At 36.5% G+C, this 22,570-nt stretch carries 19 protein-coding genes and 1 tRNA gene; 11 read left to right on the forward strand and 9 right to left on the reverse strand.

Features of this window, described 5'->3' with window-relative positions; genetic code table 11:
• Nucleotides 1-17: 17 nt before the first annotated feature.
• Nucleotides 18-1,166 carry a serine protease gene (locus ACN5L8_RS07780; RefSeq protein ID WP_334678774.1) on the reverse strand — a complete coding sequence of 383 codons (1,149 nt, stop codon included), beginning with the start codon at nucleotides 1,164-1,166 and terminating at the stop codon, nucleotides 18-20.
• Nucleotides 1,167-1,382: 216 nt separating this feature from the next.
• Nucleotides 1,383-2,312 carry a LysR substrate-binding domain-containing protein gene (locus ACN5L8_RS07785; RefSeq protein ID WP_115362013.1) on the reverse strand — a complete coding sequence of 310 codons (930 nt, stop codon included), beginning with the start codon at nucleotides 2,310-2,312 and terminating at the stop codon, nucleotides 1,383-1,385.
• A gap of 70 nt (nucleotides 2,313-2,382) precedes the next feature.
• On the opposite strand from ACN5L8_RS07785, the gene ACN5L8_RS07790 reads away from it, so the two are divergent.
• The 5 genes from ACN5L8_RS07790 to ACN5L8_RS07810 all read left to right on the forward strand — a co-directional run bounded on the left by ACN5L8_RS07790 (nucleotide 2,383) and on the right by ACN5L8_RS07810 (nucleotide 8,714).
• A complete protein-coding gene (locus tag ACN5L8_RS07790; RefSeq protein WP_419172763.1) occupies nucleotides 2,383-3,792 on the forward strand; it encodes a sodium:solute symporter family protein in 1,410 nt (469 codons plus the stop codon).
• Between the two features lie 71 nt (nucleotides 3,793-3,863).
• Nucleotides 3,864-6,188 (forward strand): NADP-dependent malic enzyme, encoded by a 2,325-nt coding sequence (locus ACN5L8_RS07795; RefSeq protein ID WP_419172764.1) that lies wholly within the window; start codon nucleotides 3,864-3,866, stop codon nucleotides 6,186-6,188.
• Between the two features lie 14 nt (nucleotides 6,189-6,202).
• Nucleotides 6,203-6,589, forward strand: a complete 387-nt coding sequence (locus ACN5L8_RS07800; RefSeq protein WP_419172765.1) for a Rid family detoxifying hydrolase — start codon at nucleotides 6,203-6,205, stop codon at nucleotides 6,587-6,589.
• Nucleotides 6,590-6,597: 8 nt separating this feature from the next.
• Complete coding sequence (locus tag ACN5L8_RS07805) at nucleotides 6,598-7,236, forward strand: YdcF family protein (RefSeq protein WP_115362019.1); 639 nt, start codon at nucleotides 6,598-6,600, stop codon at nucleotides 7,234-7,236.
• 20 nt (nucleotides 7,237-7,256) lie between these two features.
• A complete protein-coding gene (locus ACN5L8_RS07810; protein WP_419172766.1) occupies nucleotides 7,257-8,714 on the forward strand; it encodes a leucyl aminopeptidase family protein in 1,458 nt (485 codons plus the stop codon).
• A 138-nt stretch (nucleotides 8,715-8,852) separates the two neighbouring features.
• Here the strand turns inward: ACN5L8_RS07810 and ACN5L8_RS07815 are convergent, their stop codons facing one another.
• From ACN5L8_RS07815 to ACN5L8_RS07830, 4 genes are all read right to left on the reverse strand, one after another.
• Complete coding sequence (locus ACN5L8_RS07815) at nucleotides 8,853-11,042, reverse strand: RelA/SpoT family protein (RefSeq protein ID WP_115362023.1); 2,190 nt, start codon at nucleotides 11,040-11,042, stop codon at nucleotides 8,853-8,855.
• Nucleotides 11,043-11,609: a guanylate kinase gene (gmk, locus tag ACN5L8_RS07820; protein WP_115362025.1), complete on the reverse strand. Its 567-nt coding sequence runs from the start codon at nucleotides 11,607-11,609 to the stop codon at nucleotides 11,043-11,045.
• Nucleotide 11,610: 1 nt separating this feature from the next.
• On the reverse strand, nucleotides 11,611-12,492 hold the full coding sequence (locus tag ACN5L8_RS07825) for a YicC/YloC family endoribonuclease (RefSeq protein ID WP_115362027.1): 882 nt from the start codon (nucleotides 12,490-12,492) through the stop codon (nucleotides 11,611-11,613).
• A gap of 140 nt (nucleotides 12,493-12,632) precedes the next feature.
• Entirely contained in the window at nucleotides 12,633-13,316 is a 684-nt protein-coding gene (locus ACN5L8_RS07830; protein ID WP_334678770.1) for a hypothetical protein, read from the reverse strand.
• Between the two features lie 186 nt (nucleotides 13,317-13,502).
• Between ACN5L8_RS07830 and ACN5L8_RS07835 the strand changes: the two genes are divergently transcribed.
• Entirely contained in the window at nucleotides 13,503-14,372 is an 870-nt protein-coding gene (locus ACN5L8_RS07835) for a flagellar basal body-associated FliL family protein (RefSeq protein ID WP_419172767.1), read from the forward strand.
• Here ACN5L8_RS07835 and ACN5L8_RS07840 read toward each other — a convergent pair.
• A complete protein-coding gene (locus ACN5L8_RS07840; protein WP_419172768.1) occupies nucleotides 14,361-15,635 on the reverse strand; it encodes a sigma-54-dependent transcriptional regulator in 1,275 nt (424 codons plus the stop codon). The two genes, ACN5L8_RS07835 and ACN5L8_RS07840, sit on opposite strands and share 12 nt — an antisense overlap.
• 53 nt (nucleotides 15,636-15,688) lie before the next feature.
• On the opposite strand from ACN5L8_RS07840, the gene yihA reads away from it, so the two are divergent.
• Entirely contained in the window at nucleotides 15,689-16,366 is a 678-nt protein-coding gene (gene yihA / locus ACN5L8_RS07845) for a ribosome biogenesis GTP-binding protein YihA/YsxC (RefSeq protein ID WP_334678767.1), read from the forward strand.
• A gap of 6 nt (nucleotides 16,367-16,372) precedes the next feature.
• Here yihA and ACN5L8_RS07850 read toward each other — a convergent pair whose 3' ends face one another.
• The gene (locus ACN5L8_RS07850; protein ID WP_115362037.1) at nucleotides 16,373-16,663 is read right to left on the reverse strand and encodes a hypothetical protein; all 291 of its coding nucleotides are present in this window, start codon (nucleotides 16,661-16,663) and stop codon (nucleotides 16,373-16,375) included.
• A 76-nt stretch (nucleotides 16,664-16,739) separates the two neighbouring features.
• On the opposite strand from ACN5L8_RS07850, the gene ACN5L8_RS07855 reads away from it, so the two are divergent.
• Together ACN5L8_RS07855 and ACN5L8_RS07860 are read left to right on the forward strand one after the other, a co-directional pair.
• The gene (locus ACN5L8_RS07855; protein ID WP_419172769.1) at nucleotides 16,740-17,654 is read left to right on the forward strand and encodes a lysophospholipid acyltransferase family protein; all 915 of its coding nucleotides are present in this window, start codon (nucleotides 16,740-16,742) and stop codon (nucleotides 17,652-17,654) included.
• On the forward strand, nucleotides 17,654-18,604 hold the full coding sequence (locus ACN5L8_RS07860; RefSeq protein ID WP_115362041.1) for an NAD-dependent epimerase/dehydratase family protein: 951 nt from the start codon (nucleotides 17,654-17,656) through the stop codon (nucleotides 18,602-18,604). The genes ACN5L8_RS07855 and ACN5L8_RS07860 overlap by 1 nt, the downstream gene beginning before the upstream one ends.
• 18 nt (nucleotides 18,605-18,622) lie before the next feature.
• Here ACN5L8_RS07860 and ACN5L8_RS07865 read toward each other — a convergent pair whose 3' ends face one another.
• Complete coding sequence (locus ACN5L8_RS07865) at nucleotides 18,623-20,530, reverse strand: alkyl sulfatase dimerization domain-containing protein (RefSeq protein ID WP_419172770.1); 1,908 nt, start codon at nucleotides 20,528-20,530, stop codon at nucleotides 18,623-18,625.
• A gap of 212 nt (nucleotides 20,531-20,742) precedes the next feature.
• Here ACN5L8_RS07865 and ACN5L8_RS07870 point away from each other — a divergent pair.
• Together ACN5L8_RS07870 and ACN5L8_RS07875 are read left to right on the forward strand one after the other, a co-directional pair.
• Nucleotides 20,743-20,828: transfer RNA gene (locus ACN5L8_RS07870), tRNA-Leu, on the forward strand.
• Nucleotides 20,829-21,150: 322 nt separating this feature from the next.
• Nucleotides 21,151-22,566 carry an anion permease gene (locus ACN5L8_RS07875; RefSeq protein ID WP_419172771.1) on the forward strand — a complete coding sequence of 472 codons (1,416 nt, stop codon included), beginning with the start codon at nucleotides 21,151-21,153 and terminating at the stop codon, nucleotides 22,564-22,566.
• Nucleotides 22,567-22,570: the final 4 nt, after the last annotated feature.

Below are 22,570 nucleotides of genomic sequence, written 5' to 3' on the forward strand. Positions count from 1 at the left end.
CTTTTGTAACTAATTTTTTACTTCTTAAATTTCACTTCGTATTCTGCTGTCGCTCCTCTATAACCATAAACTTTTATATAATAAGCTTTACTTGTTGAAACACGTAATCTTACTCGTTCATCATCTGTTGAAGACTGCTTGCGGCTTACAACTTTAAATGATCCACCTACTTTCTTATAGACAACGAAGTCTAAGTCACCTTGAGCATGAGAGAACTTGATTTCAAAATCCAATACCTCACCTGCTTTCATTTCTACTTTATAAAAATCCATCTCTTGTGAGCTTTCGATTTCAGCTTTAAATGAATCTCCCGACTCTAATTTTGCAGCTGTTTCAAATGTATTATTATCTTGTGATGGAGTTGTTGAACCATCATCACTACTATCACCACTATCAGCTAAGACTGAAGGAAAGTTTGCTTGCATATGAGGTACAATTTTACTCATTGGTACTGCGGCATTCTTGATGCCTCGCCCAGTCCATCCTCCTCCGTAACCAGCATGGTGGATAGCAAAGACCTTATCTGAGTCAGCGTTAAATACTGGTGATCCTGATGAGCCGCCTAAAGTATCAGCATCATAGAATACATCTGTTTCAACTCCGACAACCTTTCCTTCTGATACTTTCTTATTCCAGTTACAATTGTAATCAGAATAGTAGTCACAATTTTGTTGGATGATATAGATACTATCTCCTTCAACAGCTTGAGTTGTCTCTAAAGTAACTTTTCCATATCTCTGTCCAGGACTTCCTTCACATTTAACTAAGGCATAATCTAAAGTTACATCATTTCCGATAAACTCATTACACTTAACCTCTGCATATTCTGACTCAGGCACTCCTTTCTCATGCTTCATAAATACTTTCATCCCAACAACATCTGATGCACTTCCAACACAGTGCTCATTAGTCATTAGAACATCATCTGAAACAAAGAAGCCTGTACATCTTCCACCATTTGCAAATTGCACATCGGCCACGGCCTTCGAATTCTTTCTGATCTCCGATTCAGAATCAAAAGTCGTAACTTCTACCCAATCAACTTCTCCTACAATAATTGATCCCGTCATTGAAGTTGCATTACCTGCAGGAACTGAATCTCCACATGAGACCGTTAAAAATGTGGACATTACGACTAAAAAAACCATGTAACCTTTCACTGACATACCCTCTCCTCAAATCTTCCTGTTTGAACTCACTCCAGATTCCCCTAATGAATCTGTTGATTAGGTAAGTTATAGAAAAATTGAGGCTAAATAAGAATGGCCATGGAGTTTCAGGAGGTTAAAAAGGCCCAAAGTTAAGCAAATGTAAGAAAACTCACATATATTACACCCACTACACATAAGAAATAGGTGCAAAATGATCCCTCTATGAGGGATTTAATCAATTGGAACTATTTCAACATCTGTATTTTTGTAACTTTTTAACTCTTTTGGAATAAGTTTTAAGATAGTTTCTTCAATTGCATCAATTACTTTCTCTTTATAGAAGATACGACTATAGGCAATAGAAACTTCACGCGTCGGCACTGGTTGCTTAAATGGACGAACCATTTTCTTGCGTGCACCAGTTATATCTTGGACATCAAGATGAGGAATAATAGTGTAACCACTATCCTTTGCCACAAGATTCTTTATCGTCTCTAAAGAACCACTTTCAAAATGCTGAAAGCCTTTTACTTTCTTACATAGATTTAAAACTTGGCCTCTAAGACAATGACCTTCTTGTAGAAGCCAAAGGCCATCTTTATCAAGGTCTGAAAAGTCTAATTGGGTCTTGTGGTAAAGTTCATGATCTTTTGAAATGAAACCATATAGTGGCTCATAAAATAATACTCTTTCAATAATCTGATTATTATGAAGCGGAGTGACTAGAAGACCAGCATCAAGCTCATCACGGTCTAATTTATCAATAATTTCTTCAGTTGTTCGCTCTTCAATAATGAGATCAACTTTAGGAAACTCTTTCATAAAACGACTTAAAAAAAGAGGAACGAGATATGGTGCAAGAGTCGGGATAACACCTAATTTAAACTCACCTTCAATTCCAACGATTGGATCACTGGCAATATCTTTTAATTTTTTAAACTCTCTTGTAACAACTCTTGCTTGAGTAATAAAGATCTCACCTTCAATTGTTGGTACAATAGGATTCTTAGAGCGATCAAATATAACAAAACCCAAACTATCTTCGAGCTTCTGGATTTGCATACTTAAAGTTGGTTGTGAAACATGGCATTCTTCAGAAGCTTTTCTGAAGTGGCGGTGTTTATCAACAGCAAGTACGTATTCCAGTTGTGTTATTGTCATAACAAAAAGTCTCCGAAAGAGTTGATTTATAGAATCTATATTATATCATACTTCCATAAGCGGAGCCTATATGCAAAATAAAATTAATCTCTTAGAGAGCCTCTCTACTTTAGATTTATTTATCTTTTTTTCAATACTTGGAATTACAATAGCAAGTGTAATCTACGGTCAGTACCGTATGAATAAAACAAATGAAAAGGAAACTTTTCTCGACCTCTTAATTATGGGAAGACGATTAACACTTCCTCTTTTTATCGCAACTTTAGTAGCAACTTGGTACGGAGGGATTTTTGGGGTTACTGAAATCGCCTTTAATCAGGGGATTTACAACTTTGTTACTCAAGGGGTGTTTTGGTATGTCGCCTATATTATCTTCGCTCTATTTCTTATTCATAAAATTGAACCATATCGTGCCGTAACACTTCCAGACCTGGTAGGAAAAATGTTTGGGCCAAAGTCTGCAAAGATCACAGCAATCTTTAACTTCTTCAATGTTATTCCTATTGCATATGCAATTAGTTTAGGGATTTTTATTCAGCTACTCTTTGGAGGCAGCTTATTTGCCAATACAGCAATAGGCGTAAGCTTTGTTGTTCTCTATTCAATGTGGGGAGGACTTCGCTCCGTTGTTTACTCAGACTTAATTCAGTTCTTTGTAATGTGTGCAGCAGTCTTACTTGTTCTCGTTTTTTCAATATTTGAATTTGGTGGAATAAGCTTTTTGAAGGCCAATCTCCCTGAAAGCTACTGGAGCTTAACCGGTAAGAACTCACTTGCAACGACATTTGTCTGGGGATTCATTGCTCTTTCAACTTTAGTTGATCCAAACTTTTATCAAAGATGTTTTTCTGCTGTTAATGGAAAGGTTTCTAAAAAAGGTATACTTATCTCAACTGCTATTTGGTTTTGCTTTGATATTTGTACAACATTCGGTGCAATGTATGCCAAGGCCGTCATTCCAAATACAGAAAGCTCACAAGCATACTTAACTTATGCCGTACAAATTCTTCCTCACGGACTTAAAGGTTTTTTACTTGCAGGAATTATTGCAACAATTCTATCAACTCTGGACTCATATCTATTTATAGCAGGTACAAATTTAGCTTACGATCTAGCGCCAAAAAAACTTCGCGGTCGGGTTTGGATTCACCATTTTGGTGTTATTTTTGTTGGCGTATTAACAGTAATTATGTCCGTTTATTTTCAAGGAAATATAAAATCTGTTTGGAAAACATTAGGCTCTTTTTCTGCCTCGTGTCTACTGCTTCCAGTCATGTTTGGACACCTATTTCCAAAGAAAATCTCCGACAACCAATTTGTGACGGCATGTATAGCGGGAGTCATCACTACTGCAACGTGGCGACATATACCAAAAACTGGCTTCTACCAAAATATAGATGAGCTGTATATGGGTATTTTTGCAACTAGTCTAACACTGATTTCTTACCACCTAATTAGGGATAAAAAACTGGTCGGATAACTGTCAAAATTGTATCCTAGGGACTTAATTTTATATGCTTTTAAGTATGATTTTAAGTCAAAGGAATACATATGTCGGAAACAAAAACTGATAAGGCGCAAGTGGACGCGCAAAAAATTCAAAAGGCCCTTGATTATCACTCAATGGGTAAACCAGGTAAAATTGAAGTTATTTCAACGAAGCCATGTTTAACTGCTTCGGATCTAACTAAAGCATACTCACCAGGTGTTGCTCATCCATGTCTAGAAATTGCAAAAAACCCAGATGATGTTTACAAGTACACTGCAAAAGGAAACCTTGTTGCTGTTGTATCAAATGGTTCAGCGGTTTTAGGTCTTGGAAATATTGGACCTGCAGCAGGTAAGCCAGTAATGGAAGGTAAAGGTATTCTATTCAAGCGTTTTGCCGACATCGATGTATTCGACATTGAAGTAGATGAGACTTCTGTTGAAGGAATGGTAAACGTTGTAAAATCACTTGAACCAACTTTTGGTGGGATCAACCTAGAAGACATCAAAGCTCCAGAGTGTTTTGAAATTGAAAAACAACTAATAGAAAAAATGGATATTCCAGTATTCCATGATGACCAACACGGGACTGCAATTATTGCAGCAGCTGGTTTCATCAATGCCCTTGAATTATCTGGAAAGAAAATCGAAGATGTAAAAGTTGTCTTCTCTGGTGCAGGTGCCGCTTCAATGGCATGTGCAAATATCTTCTTCGCTCTTGGTGTAAAAAACGAAAACTTGATGATGACAGACTCTCGCGGTGTTATCTACAAGGGCCGTAAAGACGGAATGAACGAATACAAAGAAAAGTACGCAATTGATACCGATGCAAGAACGCTTGGCGATGCCATGAATAATGCTGATGTATTTATTGGTTGTTCAGCAAAAGGTGTTTTAACAAAAGACATGGTTAAAACAATGGCCTCTAATCCAATTATCTTTGCAATGGCCAATCCAGACCCAGAAATTCTTCCAAGTGAAGTTGAAGAAGTTCGCGATGACGCTATTATGGCAACGGGACGCTCAGACTTCCCTAACCAAGTTAATAATGTTCTAGGTTTCCCTTCAATCTTTAGAGGGGCCCTTGATGTTCGCGCTAAGAAAATTAATGAAGAGATGAAACTAGCTGCTGTCTATGCTCTAGCAAATCTTGCAAAAGAAGAAGTTCCTGATGAAGTTAAATTAGCTTATCAAGGTGAAGACTTTAAATATGGAAGAAATTACATCATTCCAAAACCATTTGACACAAGAGTTCTCACAAAGCTTGCACCAGCAGTTGCAAAAGCAGCAATGGATACAGGTGTTGCAAGAACAAATATTACAGATCTTCAAGAGTATTCAGAGCACCTAGCAAGTCGTCTATCGGCATCTGGTGCATTTATGAAAACTGTTCGTGATCGTCTTGCTTCACAAATTAAAGCTCGTGATGGAAAGAAAATTAAGATGGTATTTGCAGAAGGTGTTAATACGAGAATTCTTCATGTTGCTAAAACACTAGCAGAAGGTGATGCAATTCAACCAATCCTTCTTGGTCACCCAGATGATATTAGAGCTAAGATTAAATCACTCAACCTTGATGATGTTCTTGATGATAGCATCGAAATTATTCGCCCACGTAAAGCTCCAAATTTCAAAGAGTTCTACACTGAATATTGTGAAATGAAACAAAGAGAAGGTGTCTCTCTAAATGCAGCTGAAGACTTAATGATCCAAGAGAATTACTATGGATCAATGATGGTTAAAAAAGGTCTAGCAGATACATTTATTGCTGGTCCAAGTCTTAACTATAGTGACTGTCTAAAGCCTGCTTTAAGCGTAATCGGTGCACAGCCAGGAAAGAAAGCAGCCGGTGTCTTTATTCTAGTATTTAAAGACCGTGTTCTATTCCTAGCAGACACTACAGTTCAACCTGATCCTTCAGCAGAAGATCTTGTGGAGATTGCAAAGTCGACTCAGCACTTATACAAGTCTTTAATGAGAAGAGAGCCAAGAATTGCATTCTTAAGTTACTCTAACTTTGGTGACTCAAAACTTCCTGATGCAAGAAAAATGAAAAACGCAACGAAGATGGCAAAAGAGAAGTACCCTGAATTAATTATTGAAGGGGAAATGCAGGCCGACGTTGCAGTTAATGAAAATATTATGAATCACCTATTTGATTTCAGTAAGCTTGGTGGTTCTGCAGATATCCTAATCTTCCCAGAACTTAACTCAGCAAATATTTCATATAAGTTACTTGCACAATTAAGTGAAGCTTCAGCAATTGGGCCAATTCTTGCTCCAATGAATCAAACAGTTAATATCATTCAAAGAACTGCTTCGATTAAAGAAATTGTTGACTCTTGTCGCTTAACAGCTCTAAGAGCACTTGAAGAACCGAAACACTAATAAAAGGATCTAATATGAGTTTTAAAAAGAATATAATCTCAACAGATAAAGCACCAAGTGCAGTAGGTACTTACTCACAGGGTGTCGAATTCAATGGCGTTTTCTACTTTTCAGGACAAATTGGAATTGATCCAGCTGACGGAATTCTTAAAGAAGGATTTGTTCCACAGCTTGATCAAATCATGAAAAATATAGACGGCCTTTTAGAGTCTCAAGAGCTTACAAGAGAAAATATTATTAAAACGACAATCTTCGTTACAGATCTTGCAAACTTCGGTGAAGTAAATGCTGCTTATGAAAAGTATTTTACAGCGCCGTATCCAGCAAGAAGCTGTGTACAAGCAGCAGCTCTTCCAAAGGATGCAGTTGTTGAAATTGAAGTTATTGCTGCAAAAAACTAGTTTAATATATGTTTGATAAGAAGTATGTATTCGAGACCACAGAAACAAGATTTTGGAGAAAGGCAACTAGCCTTTTCTTCAAAGTCTTATTTGTTTTCCTCGGATACTCTCTTCTTTCTTATATCCTCATACTCTACTCACAAAACGAAAACGTAAAAACGAAAGAGACTTTCTTTAAAAAAAGGCCTGACCTTATCGCCGTCTTCACTGGTGATCGCGGACGAATTCAAGAGGCCATAAAACTAGCTAAAGAATACAATCAAGAAAATATTTTGATCTCAGGTGTTCACACAAATAATAATGTAAATATCCTAGTTAGAACTCATGATATAACAGATGAAATTAATCATGACTTTCTTGATATTGATTATAATGCAAGAAATACCCTGGAAAACGTTCTTGAGACACTACAGGCCTTACGTAAGAAGAGTAATATTGAAACTGTTTTAATCGTTTCTCACGATTATCACATCCTTAGAATCAAATCGATTCTAAACTACAGAAGAAGAGAAACTGATAATTACCAATTCTATTACTGGGGGGTCAAGTCTGATCTCGCATCTTTTAGAAGTCTAAAAATCATCTACAAAGAAGTATTTAAATACTTCAGAACACTTACTTACTTAGCTCTTGCAAGTAAAGATTAAAAAATACAAAGGGAGGAATAATGAATATCGTTCCATCAATTATGGCAACTAAGAAAAGTGCCGCAAAAAACCTACGTTCAACAGTAACAAAAGTTTATCTTCTAACTACTGAAGCTCTTAAAGACAGTAAAATTACTCATTCAGAAAGTATTCCAGAATGGATTATTGAGAGAATTGGAGATGAGAAAGAAGTTAGTATCCTTGGTAGTGAAGGACCAATTATCTTTAAGGTTATCGACACTCAAAGCCAAGAAGATCAACACTATAACCTCATTGCTGACAGCAATTACTCTATTGCCAGAGAGGCCCTAGGCTCTCTTGTTGGAAGCATTAAGAAAGAGCGCTCTAAGAAAGTTGAAATCAATTTCTTTGGACTAGATGAAGAAATGGTAACTGGTGCAATCGTTGGTTTAGAACTTGCACTATATCGTTACAACGAAGAGTTAAGTCATGGTTCAATTACATTCCTAGATGATGGGAAGAAAGTTAAAAAATCAATTGCTGATAAAGCACTGGCCATTGCTCAGTCAATTAATACAGCAAGACACCTAGTAAACCTTCCAGCAAACTTACTTAACCCAGTAACTTATACAAATGCTGTAAAGAAACACTTTGCAAAGTCTTCAACAATGAAAGTCGTTGTCTACGATGAAAAGAAGCTAGAAAAAGAAAAGTGCGGTCTAATCCTAAGTGTTGGACAAGCTGCTGCAAATCCTCCAAGAATTGTTCATTTAAAATATAGGCCAACAGGAGCAAAGGGAAAACCTACTGCAATCGTTGGAAAAGGTATCACTTTTGATAGTGGTGGACTTAATGTTAAAAGTGGCGCAGGTATGGGTGTTATGAAAAAAGACATGGGTGGATCAGCAACAGTTATGGGTTTTGCTACATGGCTTGAGAATTCAGGAGTTAAAAAGAAAGTTGATATCTATCTAGCTCTTGCAGAAAATGCAATAAATGAGCACGCTTCACGTCCAGGAGATATCTACACTTCTCGTAATGGACTTAAAGTTGAAATTGGAAACACTGATGCAGAAGGAAGACTAGCTCTTGCAGATGCCATGGATATTGCAATCACTCAAAAAGAAAAACCTGAAGTACTTATCGACTTCGCGACTCTTACAGGTGCAGCAAAAGTTTCAATGGGTGATTTTGTTACAAGCATGTTTGCAAATGATGATGAACTCGCTGATAAGCTTTTAAGAGCATCACAAGCAAATGGTGACCTTTCGTGGCGTATGCCTCTTTACCGCCCATATTATAAAGGATTCAAATCGAATTTTGCAGATATGAATAATATGTCTAAGGTTAAAGGTGGCTCAATTGGTGCTGCTCTTTTCTTAGAAAAGTTCATTGGTGATACAAAGTGGGCACACTTTGATATCTTCGGTTGGACATCAGGATTTAGGCCATCACTTGTTCAACAAGGTGGATCTGGTCAAGGTGTTGAAACGCTAATTGGATATTTTAAAAATTAATTAAATGAGAGGGGCTTTCCCATTGCTCCTGAAACAACAAAGCCGGGCTTGAACCCGGCTTGTTGAATATAAATTTCATTTTATTGCGATGGGAGCTAGCATAGCGAACTATAGACTGGCTTTGGCCAGTCAATTTCGCTATCCTCTAGTAACAGAAATTACGGCATCTAAGGCCTCAAGACCCGAGATGGTCTTTAAAAGTTCAGAATAATCTTTTACTTCAATTTCAAAAACTAAACTTCCCTTTCTATCTTGCGTTGACCTTGCAACAGCAGAGCGAATATTAACCCCTAAGTTACCAAGCTCTTTTGAGATCATCGAAAGAATACCTGGGCGATCATGTGTTAGAACTCTGATATTTACAGGATGCTTAAAGCTGAAATTCTCATTCCATTCTACAGCTATTTGTCTTCCAACATCACCAACATCATAACGTGTACAATCTGAGCGGTGAATTGTAATCCCTCGTCCTCTAGTGATATAACCAATAATTGGATCACCTGGAATTGGATTACAACAACGGGCCATTCTAACCATTAAATCATCAAGGCCATCAACGATAACCGCATTATCTTTATGGGCACGTCTCTTTGCCGTTTTAGAAATTGTCGTAGAAAGAGTATCAATCTCTTTTTTCTTTGTTTCGTCTTTATCGTGATCATCTTTTAGGCCAGGAATACATTCAATAACCTTATCAACGTGAAGCTTACCTGCTCCAACGTTATTGTAGATTTCACTGAAAGTTTTTATATTAGAAAGCTTCTCTTTTGCATTATCTAATTCATTTCTTTTAAGAACCGCTTTTAAGCTTGTTCCTAGAACTTTAAATGCTTTATCTAAAGTTTCTTTACCAACTTCAATATTTCTTTCACGTTCAGCTTTTAAAAGATAAGATTTGATCTTGGCCTTAGCCTTTGATGATCTTACAATATTAAGCCAGTCTTTATTTGGTGTTTGAGTCTTAGAAGTTAGAATCTCAATTGTATCCCCAGACCTTAGAGAATATTTTAGAGGAACCATTCTTCCGTTTACTTTTGCACCAACACAGCGATTTCCGATATCAGTGTGTACACGATAAGCAAAATCTAGTGGAGTTGCATTGTCTTGAAGTTCAAAAACATCACCATTTGGAGTAAAGACAAAGACTCCACCGACATCTAAGTCGTTTTTAACATGTGACATGAATTCAGAACTATTATCTGTATCTTTATTATACTCAAGAAGTTCTTGTACCCAATCAAGCTTAGTTTTACCTGATGAGACACCCTCTTTGTACTTCCAGTGGGCCGCAATCCCTCGTTCAGCAACTTCGTGCATTTCCTGGGTACGAATTTGAATTTCAATTCTCTCAGCCTTAGGCCCGACAACTGTCGTGTGAAGTGACTGATAGTTATTCACTTTTGGAATAGCGATATAATCTTTAAAACGACCAGGAATTGGAGTAAAGGCCGAGTGAATAATCCCAAGGGCCTTATAACATTCAGTGATATTATTTACGATAATTCTAAAAGCAAGGATATCGTGGATTTGTTCAAAGTCGACACCACGAGAAACCATCTTCTTATAAATTGAATAAAAGTGCTTTGAGCGTCCTGTAATATCGGCCCTTACAGAATACTCAAATAGCTTTTCTGTAACAACACCTATCGTTTCACCAATATAATTTTCACGTTCAGACTTCTTCATCGCAACTTTTTCAGCTAAGCGATAATATACATCTGGATGTAAATAGCGAAGACAGATATCTTCAAGTTCAATCTTAACTGAGTTAATACCGAGTCTTGAAGCTAATGGAACATAAATATCCAGAGTTTCTTCAGCTATTCTTTTTTGCTTTTCTTCACGCACATATTGAAGTGTTTTCATATTGTGCATTCTATCTGCAAGCTTAACAATAATAACCCTTAAGTCCTGGGCCATTGCTACAACCATCTTACGAAAGTTTTCTGCTTGAGATTGTTCCTTTGACTTAAATTTCATTTTTGAAATCTTTGTCAGGCCAACAACAATTTGTGCAATCTCTGTCGTAAACTCTTTTTCAATCTCTTCTGGTGTTACATTACAATCCTCTACAACATCGTGTAAAAGACCTGCAATGATAGTATCCAAATCCATGTGTAACTTAACTAAAGTCGCTGCTACATTTAATGGGTGAATAATATACTTTTCACCAGAGCTTCGCATTTGCCCTTCATGTGATTTTTCAGCAAAGAGATACGCTTTTCTCAATAGAGTAAAGTTCGCATCGGGATAATAGGCTTCGACACGTCGACAAAGTTCATCAATATTTAATTCACGCTCGTGAGTGAAATCAAGTTGCTGGTACATTTATCTAAGGATTCCTTCAAAAATATCTTTTAAGTCTAAATATGCTTTTTCTAATTCGTCATTTACGACAAGATAGTCATAGTCATCTTTACGAAGTAATTCTCTCTTCGCATTTTCAAGACGAATATTAAGACTCTCCTCTGTCTCAGTCCCTCTACCTCTTAGCCTATTTTCTAAAGCTTCAACGCTAGGAGGAGCAATAAAGATTACTCTTGCGCGATCTCCAAAGTATTCTTTAAAAGAATCAGTTCCTTGAATATCAAGATCAAAAAGTAAGTTGTGACCTTTTGAAATCTCATCTTCAACAAACTTCTTTGAAGTACCATAATAATTCCCGTGAACCTTGGCCCATTCTAGAAATTCATCATTTTCTTTACGATCAAGAAACTCTTGTTCTGAGATGAAATTATAATGTTGTCCATTTATTTCACCTTCTCGTGCTTTACGAGTTGTAAAAGACACAGATTCAAGTAAATCAAGAAACTCCGCTTTAATTCTCTTTATAAGCGTCGATTTACCTGAGCCCGATGGAGCAACAATTACGATTATCTTTCCTTTATTCATCATATTACTCGAGGTTTAATCCTTGTTCACGAATCTTCTCAAGTTGAACCTTCATTTGAACAACGGCTTCAGAGATCTCTTGTATCGTTGACTTCGAGCCAGTTGTATTTGTTTCTCGGTTCAACTCTTGAACTAAGAAGTCCAGTTGACGTCCAACTTCTCCACCTTTAGATAGAATATCATTTAACTTCGTCAGGTGGGCATTAATTCGGTTAATTTCTTCGTGAATATCCATTTTCTCAAGATAGAAGATTACTTCCTGCATAAAGCGAGGCTCATCTGTAGGCATTGAAGTTTTGTATTCTTCAAACTTCTTTTCTAATCTTTCTTTTACTGTATCTTGAAATTCTTGAGATTTATCTGTGACTACCTTAAAAAAACTTTCATATGCTTGTTGGTGTTTTTCAATTACACTCAGCATCTTCTGGCCTTCGCTTCGACGTGACTCTTTTAAATTTTCAATCGCCAAATCTAGCGCTTCTAAGGCATAGCTCGACATTTTTTCAATAGAAGACTCATCCACTTCTTTCATGAATTCATTTCTTAAGAAATCTGTCGGTTTGATATCAAGTTGAACATCATTAGCATCGGCCAAAATTTTCATGGAACTAACAAATGCGTTCACTTTTTCTTTATCGATATCATCAAAACGTGATTTAGTTTCAAGCTTCTTGTAATTGACATTAATATCAAAACTTCCTCGCTTAAAGTTTTTAGCGATGCGATTTCTCATTTCTAATTCAGTGCTATTAAAAAGTGAGGACATCTTAAATCTAATGTCTTTAAAACGGTGATTAACTGTCTTAATCTCAACAGTTAATTGAAGTTTATCATCTCCAGCTTCGCCTTTACCAAAACCAGTCATTGAATGTATTTCTTTGGCCATTTCCTCTCCCAATGAATGACTTTTTTAACCTAATTAAAAGACCTTATCAACAACAAGCTTTATAATAATATTCAATATTTACTAGCTTATTTATAACGCAGTCCATATCAAATCTATTGCTGCTGAATTGGCCTCTTAGATTACTCTAAAGTCCATCCATCAACCTTGCCTTTACTAAAGAAGACATATTTACTGTCCCCATTCTCATAGAAAGTCCAACGCTCATTGCCAAGTCTAGGATTACCGGCCGTATCAACTCGGTGTGGATTTCCCCATCTCTGTATAACGGCTTTCTTATCCATTCCGATCTCGATTTCACGATGTGCCTGTGCTCTTGGTGAATAATGAAAAACTGAAGCTAAATTACGACTTTTTGCGCTCGTCTTTCTATTATGTCTAAAACTTCTTTGATTGCGGTAAGCATATAGATTCTCATCATATTTCTTTTGTTCATATCGCCCTAAACTTAAATAATAGAGCTTTTGTGAATCATTTTCAAAGTAGCGCTCTTTACGATAAAACTCTTCGCGATCAGCTGGCCTTAGGCTATTAAGCTTACCTTGTAGCTCACGCTTAAGCCTTCGATCCTGGGTCCACTCTGGATAATCTTCTTCACTTGCGGGAGTTCTCTCCATCATCTCTTCACGAGTATAGCGTTCATAACTTGGATCGCCCCCAACTGTATCAAAGGCCTTTCCTGGGCTAAAAAGTGCAAATCCATCATCTTCTTCTGTTCCCATCTCATTTAAGAAACGACGGTCCATAGAAATTGGCCCACACGAAACGATTGCTATTAATGAAAGTAGTGTTAATGCTTTAAGCATAATTTCTCCTTACTTATCTCCCCCATCTTCTGCACTTTACGGTGAAAATAGATGAAATTCTTAAAATTTGCCCACATTTAGCTAAATTTCAGAAAAATCTACCTAGCTAAATGTTTTACTCAGGAATACTTAGGAAATCTCATTTCCTACCGATAAGAATTAGAGAGAATAATGGGGATTTTCCATATGATGGACAAATGGGTCAAACTTGAAAATTTAATCAATGGGCTTTTAATTAAGCTTGTTAACTTCTTTAAAAAGTTAACGCCCAATAGTCTCAAAAATGCATATCTTGGATTTAAGAACTCTATTAGTAAATTCTTTGCAACCTTTGCAAAGATCCCTCTTTTCTTTAAAGAAAATGGAAAACGTTGGTTTATGGCAAAGCTTGCCATCATTATCAGTTTTCTAATGGCCAAGAAAGAGTCTGCGGCGAAACTAGTAGCATCTCTAAAAGGCTTTAAGTTAACGGGAGAACTTCCTCTCCTAATGTATAAAAGCACACAGCAATTTGTATCAAAGAATATTGTCGCAAAAGTTGCTGCACTATCTCCAGCAAAAGCAGTAGGTCTTACTTGTACCCTTACAGTCTTTTCACTTGGAGGAATTTCTGTTTATCAAAATGTAAAAGAAATTGCTGATAAAACATCCCCAAAGCAAGTTAGAAAAATTGCAAGTGTATCCAAAGAAGACAAAGAAAGATGGGGAAGAACAAGATTTCGCAATATTCAAAAACAACGAATCTTTCTAAGAAATGTCTATATTCCAATTTATATCAAGAATAGAAATGGAATGAAGAACTTACAAATTGATGTTTCACTTAAAACAAATAATCGCTACACCGCTCGTTACTTCTACAAGCCAGAAAACGAGATCATGATACGCGATCGATTAAACTCTTCTCTCCAGGCCGTCGTACCTAACTTTCCTCTCGAACCAGAGGGAAAGAAGATTATTAAGGAAAAAATTCGCAGAGAAGTTAATCATCTCATAGAAGACTTAAAGATCGAAGGCCGTGTCGATGAAGTATTCATTCACTCAATTTTAAATGGCTAGAACAGAACGAACGGTCTGATCTGATACCTTCAATAACTTTGATGTCGCCTTCACATTTTGATGACAACGATTATAAACCTTTAAAAAATACTGATATTTAAGTTCTCGATAACTCGGAAGATTTTCTTCGATATCTGAAACGAGATTACTTTTACAAGTAAGCTTCAATAGTGCTTCATCAATTTCACAATATGTTAGTAAACTTCCCTTTGATTTAATTTTCTTCTTTTTTATATGAGCATTGATTTGTCTTATATTACCTGGCCATTCATATCCATGATAAAAACTTTTCAATTTAGGATGAATTGTAATTCCAAATTTCATCTCATATGAATCTAGAATATCTTGTAGCCTGTCTTTATTCTTACGAAGAGGCTTTAAGAAAATAGTTTCCTCAGAACTGATTCGATAATAGAAGTCTCTGCGCATCTCTCCCTTATTCACTAAGTTTAATAAATCTTGACCAGAAGAAACAATAAGACGAGTTTTCACATATTGTGGTTGATTCTCTCCAACAGGATAATAGAGCCCATCATCGAGAAAGAGTAGCAATTTAGTTTGCAGCTCTTTTGATATCGAATCAATCTCATCTAAAAAAAGAGTTCCTCCATTAGCACGCTTTAATGCTCCATCCTTATCATTTACTGCTCCTGTAAAAGATCCTTTTCGATGACCAAATAATTCTGATTCAAGAGTTCCTTTTCCAAAGGCACTTAGATTTAAATGAACAAACTCCCCTTTAACTTGGCTTTCTTCATGTAGTTTTTTGGCAAGAAATGATTTTCCTGTTCCCGTTTCACCTTCAATTAAAACATTCAGACTGGGATGAATTGAGTTAATTAATTCTAAATGAGAGTGATCATAGGAATCGCAATTTATTGGAGCCTTAATCTTAAGTTTATTGCGGTCTATAATAACTTCATCTCCAATTCTTAGATATGCATGAGAAGTATAAACACCATTGACCTTTATAAGATTTCCTCCCTTTTGATTACATGAAATACTGTAAATATCCCCAATATTTGTTGGAATTAAACTAATGCGAAATTTAACTTCAAGAGCTTCATCAGGATTTATTAATTTAGGTAAAGTGATACTTGTGGCCGAAATAATCAGATCCTGACCACTTAAAACCAGATCATACCTTGTTCTCTTGAGCTCAATACGCCTCTTTCGTCCAAAAAGTGGTGTAATTTCTATATGATGGCCGAAATGGCAAAATGTATCTTTTACAAGCTTATCTAACTTTGGTACTTCTATCATGATATAACTCCTTGGAAATTAAGCACACTATAAATAATTGGAAGATAAAAGATATGGAATATAAAGTTGCCAGAGGTACTACAAAATTCAGATACGGAATGACTGATTCAAATCAATTAGTTGAATGGTTAAATGAAGAAAAACCAATTGGAGTAAGCTTTATTGGGCGCTCTAATGCAGGAAAGTCTTCAACTATCAATTCTCTTTTTGGAAAAAATACAGCAGTTACATCAAAAACTCCTGGTCGAACTCGACAAGTAAATATCTTTTCGTTTCAACTTGAAAAGGAAGGAAAACCTGTTGAGGACTTACCTCCATTTTACCTCTTTGACCTTCCTGGATATGGACATGCAAAAGTTTCTAAAGACATGAGTGCACAGTGGGCCCACCTAATGGATGAGTTCTTTAGAAATTGTGGTGATCAGAATCTAATGCTTAATCTGCAAGATGCTAGACACCCAAATCAAAAAGCAGACCTCGTCTTTAGAGATTACCTTGCTCCTTTTGGGCATGAAGCATTTCTACTATTTAACAAATTAGATAAGCTAAAAACTCAAAAAGAAAGAGCGGCGCTTAATAAATTAAAGCCAGAGATCTTTAAGCAACATAAATGGGTTTCGCAAATTCACTTTATTTCGGCATTAAAAGGCAAAGGTCTTCCTCAACTAGAAGATGCCATTGTAAATTATCTACTCTTACAAAATGAGCTTAATAAGCAAGCTTCAATGTAAGAAAGATTATTTCTTAGATTTAATTTTTGAGACATCTTTTTCCATAAGATCGAGCTGATTTTCGTACTCTTCAATTTCTTTTAAGAGTTCATTAACTCTTGGATTTTCCCACTCTAATATTCCACTCCGAAGATGTTTAGCGGCAAGCTGGCCAAGTTCTTGATACTTTTCATTGAGAGCCGCATTAGTATGAGAAGCAGTAAGCATTTTCTTACCAATAACTGTAGCTTTTGACAGTTCCTGAGAGCAGTCATCAACTATTCTCTTAATCTTGGTTTTCCATTCCTCTTTTTGCATAATTCACTCTTTCAGATAGAATAAAGTAAGGGTTTCCCCAATAATTGTTATAGCAACATCTTACAAAAAGTTGAGTATGATTTCATTAGATTTTTTCACTAAAAAATTCATTAGTTTTGAACAAGTTCTTGAAAAAAAGCTCTCAGCTTACTTAGAGATGCTTACCAGTAAAGAAAAAGAACAAGTTGAGAAATCTTATCAAGCACTTCTTGAAAAATACGGTGAAAATGAAGACCCTTGGGGACTAAATATCCCAAAGGCCAGAAAGAGTATCGAAATACTCTACGCCATATATCAGCATTATTTTAAAGTACGCTTCTTTGGTAAAGAAAATATTAAAGACGAACATTATATGGTTATCTCAAACCACTCAGGACAAATCGCGATTGATGGCCTACTAATAGGCTGTGCCTTTGCTTTTGAAGTTGATAAACCAAGAGTCTTAAGGCCAATGGTTGAGAGGTTTTTTACAGCGCTTCCCTTTATAAATAAGTGGTCTGCTGAGTGCGGAGCAGTCTTAGGTGACCGCGACAATTGCCTAAATCTTTTAAGACGAAAAGAATCTCTACTCATCTTCCCAGAAGGTGTTCGTGGAGTATCAAAGAGTACCAGTGACTTTTACAAACTTCAGGACTTTACAACAGGGTTTTATCGTATGGCCCTTAAAAGCGGAGTTAAAATACTTCCCGTTGCAGTTGTTGGAGCTGAAGAAGTTTTCCCTTATGTATATCAAGCTAAAGGGATTGCCCAAGCACTTAATCTTCCCGCATTACCCATAAGTGCCAATTACTTTCCTCTACCTTCTCCTATCGATATTCATGTCGGTAAACCAATAGAGCTTCCAACTGATATTAATTCAGAAAGTGAAGACCATTTGATCACACCACATATAAGAGAGATTGAAAGAACAATTCAAGAGATGATTAATGAGGGAAGAGAAAAAAGAAGACCTTGGATCTTCTCAAAAGATCAAAAAAAGGATGCAAATTAATGAACAAGCAACCTTCAATTCTTATCATTGGTGCCGCTGGTGGACTTGCCAATATTCTCTGTGGAATACTGTCAAAACGCAGAAGTGAATGTCGTGTCATAGGGATCGATACAAGGGCCTTAAAAAATGATATCGACTTTGAGAACTTCTCTTTTGAAAGAATGAGATATACTCGAAGAAATTTTGAGAAGCTTTTTAGAGAAAATAAATTCGATGCCATCTATCAACTTGGACGTCTCACCCCTCCAGGCGGAACAATCGAACAACGCCTAAGTTTTAGTCTCGTCAATACAAATAAGGTTTTAGAATTAGCACAGAAAAATAAAGTAAAGAAATATATCCTATTAAGCTCATACCATGTTTATGGAGCACTTGCAGATAATCCAGTTTTTATTACTGAAGACTTCCCTCTTAGAGCAAGTATCAAACACTCAGAATTAAGAGATGTTACTGAAGTTGATGCTCTATGTACGAACTGGATGTGGAAAAATCAAGATTCTATTGAGACTGTTGTGCTAAGGCCATGTAATATTATTGGGCCTCAAATTGATAATACAATCACAAAGTACCTAACATCACATATGACACCTGTTCCAATTGACTTTAATCCGATTCTTCAATTCATTCACGAATATGATATGGCCAATATATTATTTGAAACATTAGATAAAGTTCCAACAGGTGTATATAATGTTGCTCCAGACCAGACAATCTCCTTACAAGAAGCAAAGAAAATCATCGGTACAAAGAATATCCCATTTCCTATATTCACTGTAGGAGTGGTTTCTAAAGTATTTAAAAAGCTATGGACATTTCCGGGGTACTTTTTAGACTTTCTTATGTATTCATGTGTTATTGATAATTCTAAGATTCAAAAATATATTTCAAAAGATATTTTTAAATACGATACGAAAAAGACTTTATCGTTATTAAGAAAGCCCCTCCCTTAAAAGGAAGGGGCACAAAATCTAGTCTTCTTGCTCACTCGCAATTGAGCGCTCAACGAGCTGCTTAAGAGCGGGATCATTTTGCCAATCATAAATCATATCAAATTTAGAAAAAGCAGAGATCGCTTTTTCATTTGAACCTTCTGTCACAGAAACGAGATCTTGCTGAATTAAATTCTCAACATTATCGAGATTATTATAGATACTCACCCATACTTCAGGCTTCATTCTTAATTCGACAGTTTTTTCCTTTTCGATTCTCTTTTGATCATCAACAAAGTCAACAACTGCATTTCTAATATTTAGTCCATATTTCATACCGTTGCCAAAATCCAGAGAAATAAATTCTCTAGTTCCTACTGACTGCTCTGGATTAATTCTAATCCTAAAGTAGTTCACAAAGTCACCAACATTATTAACAACTTGAGTCTTATCTGCTGGTGCATTCTTAATTATTGCAGCTTTACCTTCAGCTTCTCTTGCTTGGCTAAGGGCCCAGCTTCGAGCTGTTGTCGCAAGACTTCTATATCCAATTTCATTGAGACAATTTGCCTTAATCTTACGATTATCCTTGCTGTCATTAACATCCACTAGATATCGTGCTAACTGACAAGACCACTGGTAATCACCATCACGATAAGCCTTATCTGCAAGATACTTAACACGTGCTTCCCCACCCATAGACATTACCATACGGTTAGCTTCATCTTTTGGGTGAAGCTTAAACAGAGTTGTCGCATCACGATTAAATTGCCCAAAGATTGCTGTAAAAATACGAGGGGCCATTGTCGAAATTGGGCCATAGTTTTGAATCAATGTCGCTTCTTCTGAAAGATATTCAGGAAGTTTTACAAAATAGCGAAGTTCATCAGGCCCCATACCAAGTGCAATGCCCTTGAGAGTTTGATCAAGAACATAAGACAGGCCATCTTGATAATTTTGTAATCTTTGTGCAACTTTCTCTGCTCCAACAACACTTGTCGAATGTGTACTCATAAGAACTTCAGGTTTTAATTTTTTGATTAACTCAACTGACTGTTTCCATCCTAATGGATTTCGATAACGTCCACCACGCAGACTATAAATATTTGGGTACCAGCCCCACATGACATTATTTAAAACTGCCTTCTTAGATGGGATATGTACGAGAACTTGATTATTAGTGTCAGTTCCAACTCCTTCTGTATAAAAGACCATCTGAATTCCAGCCACTGTTAATTTTTGACCATCTTTAACGGGAGTATTTACAGGTACAAATCCAGAGGCTCCTGGAATAATGGTATTTTTAAATCTGGCATCAGGACCTGAGTCTGGAAGATAGAGATTAAATTGTTCAACTGATCTTGCCATAAGAACACCTCCAACCTCTGGATGAAGAGTTGAAACTCCTCCAGTTGTTAGCATTTCTTTATTTGTATCCGGATGGCCGATGATTCGAATCCTTGAATTTCCACGCTTCTTTTCTTCATCAACAATATACTTAGTACCAAGTGCATAATGTTCATGAGAATAGATGATGGCCTTAACAGGATAATTTGTGACCTTTCTCATTTCACTATAGAACTGTTTTGCGTCATGGGCATTATCTCCAGTATCATAGATAATGACTCCACCCTTGCCTACAATGAAATGCGAGTTTACAATACTCTCACTTCCAATAGTGTAAAGACCGTTTCCTAAGTTAACTGTTGTCAACTTATCATAAGAGCCTCTCTTCTCACTTTCTGATGGAAGATTTAAATAATCTTTTGTCTCTTGAGTGACTTTGGCTCCATTTTCAAGTGATACAAGTTTATCTTCTTTAGCATTCATCATTGGATTTTTAAAATACTGCTTGGTTTCAGTGAATGCCGTCGACATGACACTTGTGCCTCGTCCAACAAAGAATGAGATTAGGCATAAAAATACAATTGCAAATCCTAGTTTCATAACTTTTCCTTTTTTATAGTTACGTAAACTTTTTCGGAACTGCATTCACATGCAATAAGTTAAGAAAGGTAAATTATTAAATGAAGGTTTTTTATTTTAAAACAACATTATTAAAAACTCAGTCATGGCGCATGGCGCAAATAAAGACTAATAATATTAATAATTGACTGATATTTCATATATGAATAGACTTATAACTCACGTATCTCTATGCCTTGGTGGTGGAATGGTAGACACGACGGATTCAAAATCCGTTGCTAGCAATAGCGTGCGAGTTCAAGTCTCGCTCGAGGCACCAACCTCTTCTTTTTATAGCAACATCGATAAATCAGAAAATTTCGAAGAAAATCAAACAGAAGAATATAATCCTTTAGAGTGGGCCAAACATATGGCCCAAGTCGCGCCTCGAACCTTTAGAGGTCTTCTATCCATTAAATATCCCATGTAAATTTTTTTTAATTATTGCGACTTTAAGATTTCAATCAGTAAAAATGGGAGTAGCTGAAAACATTACAAGAATTGATCAATCTCTATACAATTTAGTTAACAATCGTTTTGAAATCCTTATATTTCCAGTTAGAATAAAACATAGAAATTATTTACTTAAAATAAGGATACCTATGAAAAATTCAGAAGTTAGCCTACCTAAACTGGCGATAACTCTAATGATTGGTCTCGTACTTTGGTTCATTCCTTCTCCCGAAGGCCTGGAACCAAGAGCTTGGCACCTCTTTGCAATCTTCCTCTCAACAATCTTTGGAATTATCTTAAAAGCACTTCCAATGGGTTCTATTTGTATGACAGGGCTTGCAGTTGCACTCTTTACCGGAATATTGAAAATTAAAGGGGAAGCTCTAACAGGCTTTTCGAATAGTACAATTTGGCTCATCGTTATTGCATTCTTCATTGCGAGAGGTTTTATTAAAACGGGGCTTGGAACAAGAATTGCTTACTTCTTCATCTACCTTCTTGGAAAGAAAACTCTTGGCCTCTCTTATGGATTAGCTCTTACCGATTTAATTCTAGCACCAGTAACTCCTTCTAATACTGCGAGAGCTGGAGGAGTCATTTTTCCAATCATGAAATCACTCTCACATAGCTTTGGTTCAGACCCGCATGAGCCCTCTAGAAAGAAGATGGGTGAATTTCTGACTTTCAGTTGTTTTCAAGTGGATATGGTTACTTCGGCCATGTTCATGACAGCGATGGCAGCGAACCCTCTCATTGCTCAATTTGCAGGAGAACATGGAGTAAAAATCACATGGGGAAGCTGGGCACTGGCCGCATTAGTTCCAGGGATTATTTCACTTATCATTATCCCACTTGTCATTTATAAATTCTTCAAACCTGAAATTACAGAGACGCCAAACGCAAAAGAGCACGCAAAAGAAAACCTACAAAAAATGGGTCCTATGACTAAATCTGAATGGACAATGATTGCAGTCTTTCTCTTTTTAATTGTTTTTTGGATTTTTGGAGGAAGTTTAGGAATTGCTTCAACAACGACTGCATTTGGAGGACTTGCCATTTTACTCATCACGGGTGTCTTGACTTGGGATGATGTGAAAAGCGAAAAAGGTGCTTGGGATACTCTTATTTGGTTTGGAGTTCTTGTGATGATGGCAAGTTTTCTAAATTCACTAGGCTTCATCCCATGGTTTAGCCAATTTGTTTCTAAAGAAGTTTCTGGATTAGCATGGACAACGGCCTTCCCAATTTTACTAGGTGTGTACTTTTACTCTCACTATATTTTTGCATCATCTACTGCCCATGTTACAGCTATGGCATCAGTATTTATGCTCGTAGGTATTAGCGTTGGTGTCCCCCCTGCTCTTATGGCGATTTCATTAGGATTCTTTTCAAATCTTTTTGGATGCTTAACTCACTATGGTTCAGGACCAGCGCCTGTTTTCTTCGGGTCCGGGTTTGTTGATCTTGGAGACTGGTGGAAACTCGGTTTTGGACTCTCAATTTTAAATATTATTATCTGGATGACTGTCGGAGGAATCTGGTGGAAAATTCTAGGACTCTACTAGAATA

This window comes from Halobacteriovorax sp. (genome assembly GCF_048381875.1).
In the GTDB taxonomy this organism is placed as follows: Bacteria; Bdellovibrionota; Bacteriovoracia; order Bacteriovoracales; family Bacteriovoracaceae; genus Halobacteriovorax_A; species Halobacteriovorax_A vibrionivorans.

Coding starts and splice junctions, on each gene's coding strand:
- ACN5L8_RS07780 (WP_334678774.1), bottom strand. CDS start 1,166: ATGTCAGTGAAAGGTTACATGGTTTTTTTAGTCGTAATGTCCACATTT.
- ACN5L8_RS07785 (WP_115362013.1), bottom strand. CDS start 2,312: ATGACAATAACACAACTGGAATACGTACTTGCTGTTGATAAACACCGC.
- ACN5L8_RS07790 (WP_419172763.1), top strand. CDS start 2,383: ATGCAAAATAAAATTAATCTCTTAGAGAGCCTCTCTACTTTAGATTTA.
- ACN5L8_RS07795 (WP_419172764.1), top strand. CDS start 3,864: ATGTCGGAAACAAAAACTGATAAGGCGCAAGTGGACGCGCAAAAAATT.
- ACN5L8_RS07800 (WP_419172765.1), top strand. CDS start 6,203: ATGAGTTTTAAAAAGAATATAATCTCAACAGATAAAGCACCAAGTGCA.
- ACN5L8_RS07805 (WP_115362019.1), top strand. CDS start 6,598: ATGTTTGATAAGAAGTATGTATTCGAGACCACAGAAACAAGATTTTGG.
- ACN5L8_RS07810 (WP_419172766.1), top strand. CDS start 7,257: ATGAATATCGTTCCATCAATTATGGCAACTAAGAAAAGTGCCGCAAAA.
- ACN5L8_RS07815 (WP_115362023.1), bottom strand. CDS start 11,042: ATGTACCAGCAACTTGATTTCACTCACGAGCGTGAATTAAATATTGAT.
- gmk (WP_115362025.1), bottom strand. CDS start 11,609: ATGATGAATAAAGGAAAGATAATCGTAATTGTTGCTCCATCGGGCTCA.
- ACN5L8_RS07825 (WP_115362027.1), bottom strand. CDS start 12,492: ATGGCCAAAGAAATACATTCAATGACTGGTTTTGGTAAAGGCGAAGCT.
- ACN5L8_RS07830 (WP_334678770.1), bottom strand. CDS start 13,316: ATGCTTAAAGCATTAACACTACTTTCATTAATAGCAATCGTTTCGTGT.
- ACN5L8_RS07835 (WP_419172767.1), top strand. CDS start 13,503: ATGATGGACAAATGGGTCAAACTTGAAAATTTAATCAATGGGCTTTTA.
- ACN5L8_RS07840 (WP_419172768.1), bottom strand. CDS start 15,635: ATGATAGAAGTACCAAAGTTAGATAAGCTTGTAAAAGATACATTTTGC.
- yihA (WP_334678767.1), top strand. CDS start 15,689: ATGGAATATAAAGTTGCCAGAGGTACTACAAAATTCAGATACGGAATG.
- ACN5L8_RS07850 (WP_115362037.1), bottom strand. CDS start 16,663: ATGCAAAAAGAGGAATGGAAAACCAAGATTAAGAGAATAGTTGATGAC.
- ACN5L8_RS07855 (WP_419172769.1), top strand. CDS start 16,740: ATGATTTCATTAGATTTTTTCACTAAAAAATTCATTAGTTTTGAACAA.
- ACN5L8_RS07860 (WP_115362041.1), top strand. CDS start 17,654: ATGAACAAGCAACCTTCAATTCTTATCATTGGTGCCGCTGGTGGACTT.
- ACN5L8_RS07865 (WP_419172770.1), bottom strand. CDS start 20,530: ATGAAACTAGGATTTGCAATTGTATTTTTATGCCTAATCTCATTCTTT.
- ACN5L8_RS07875 (WP_419172771.1), top strand. CDS start 21,151: ATGAAAAATTCAGAAGTTAGCCTACCTAAACTGGCGATAACTCTAATG.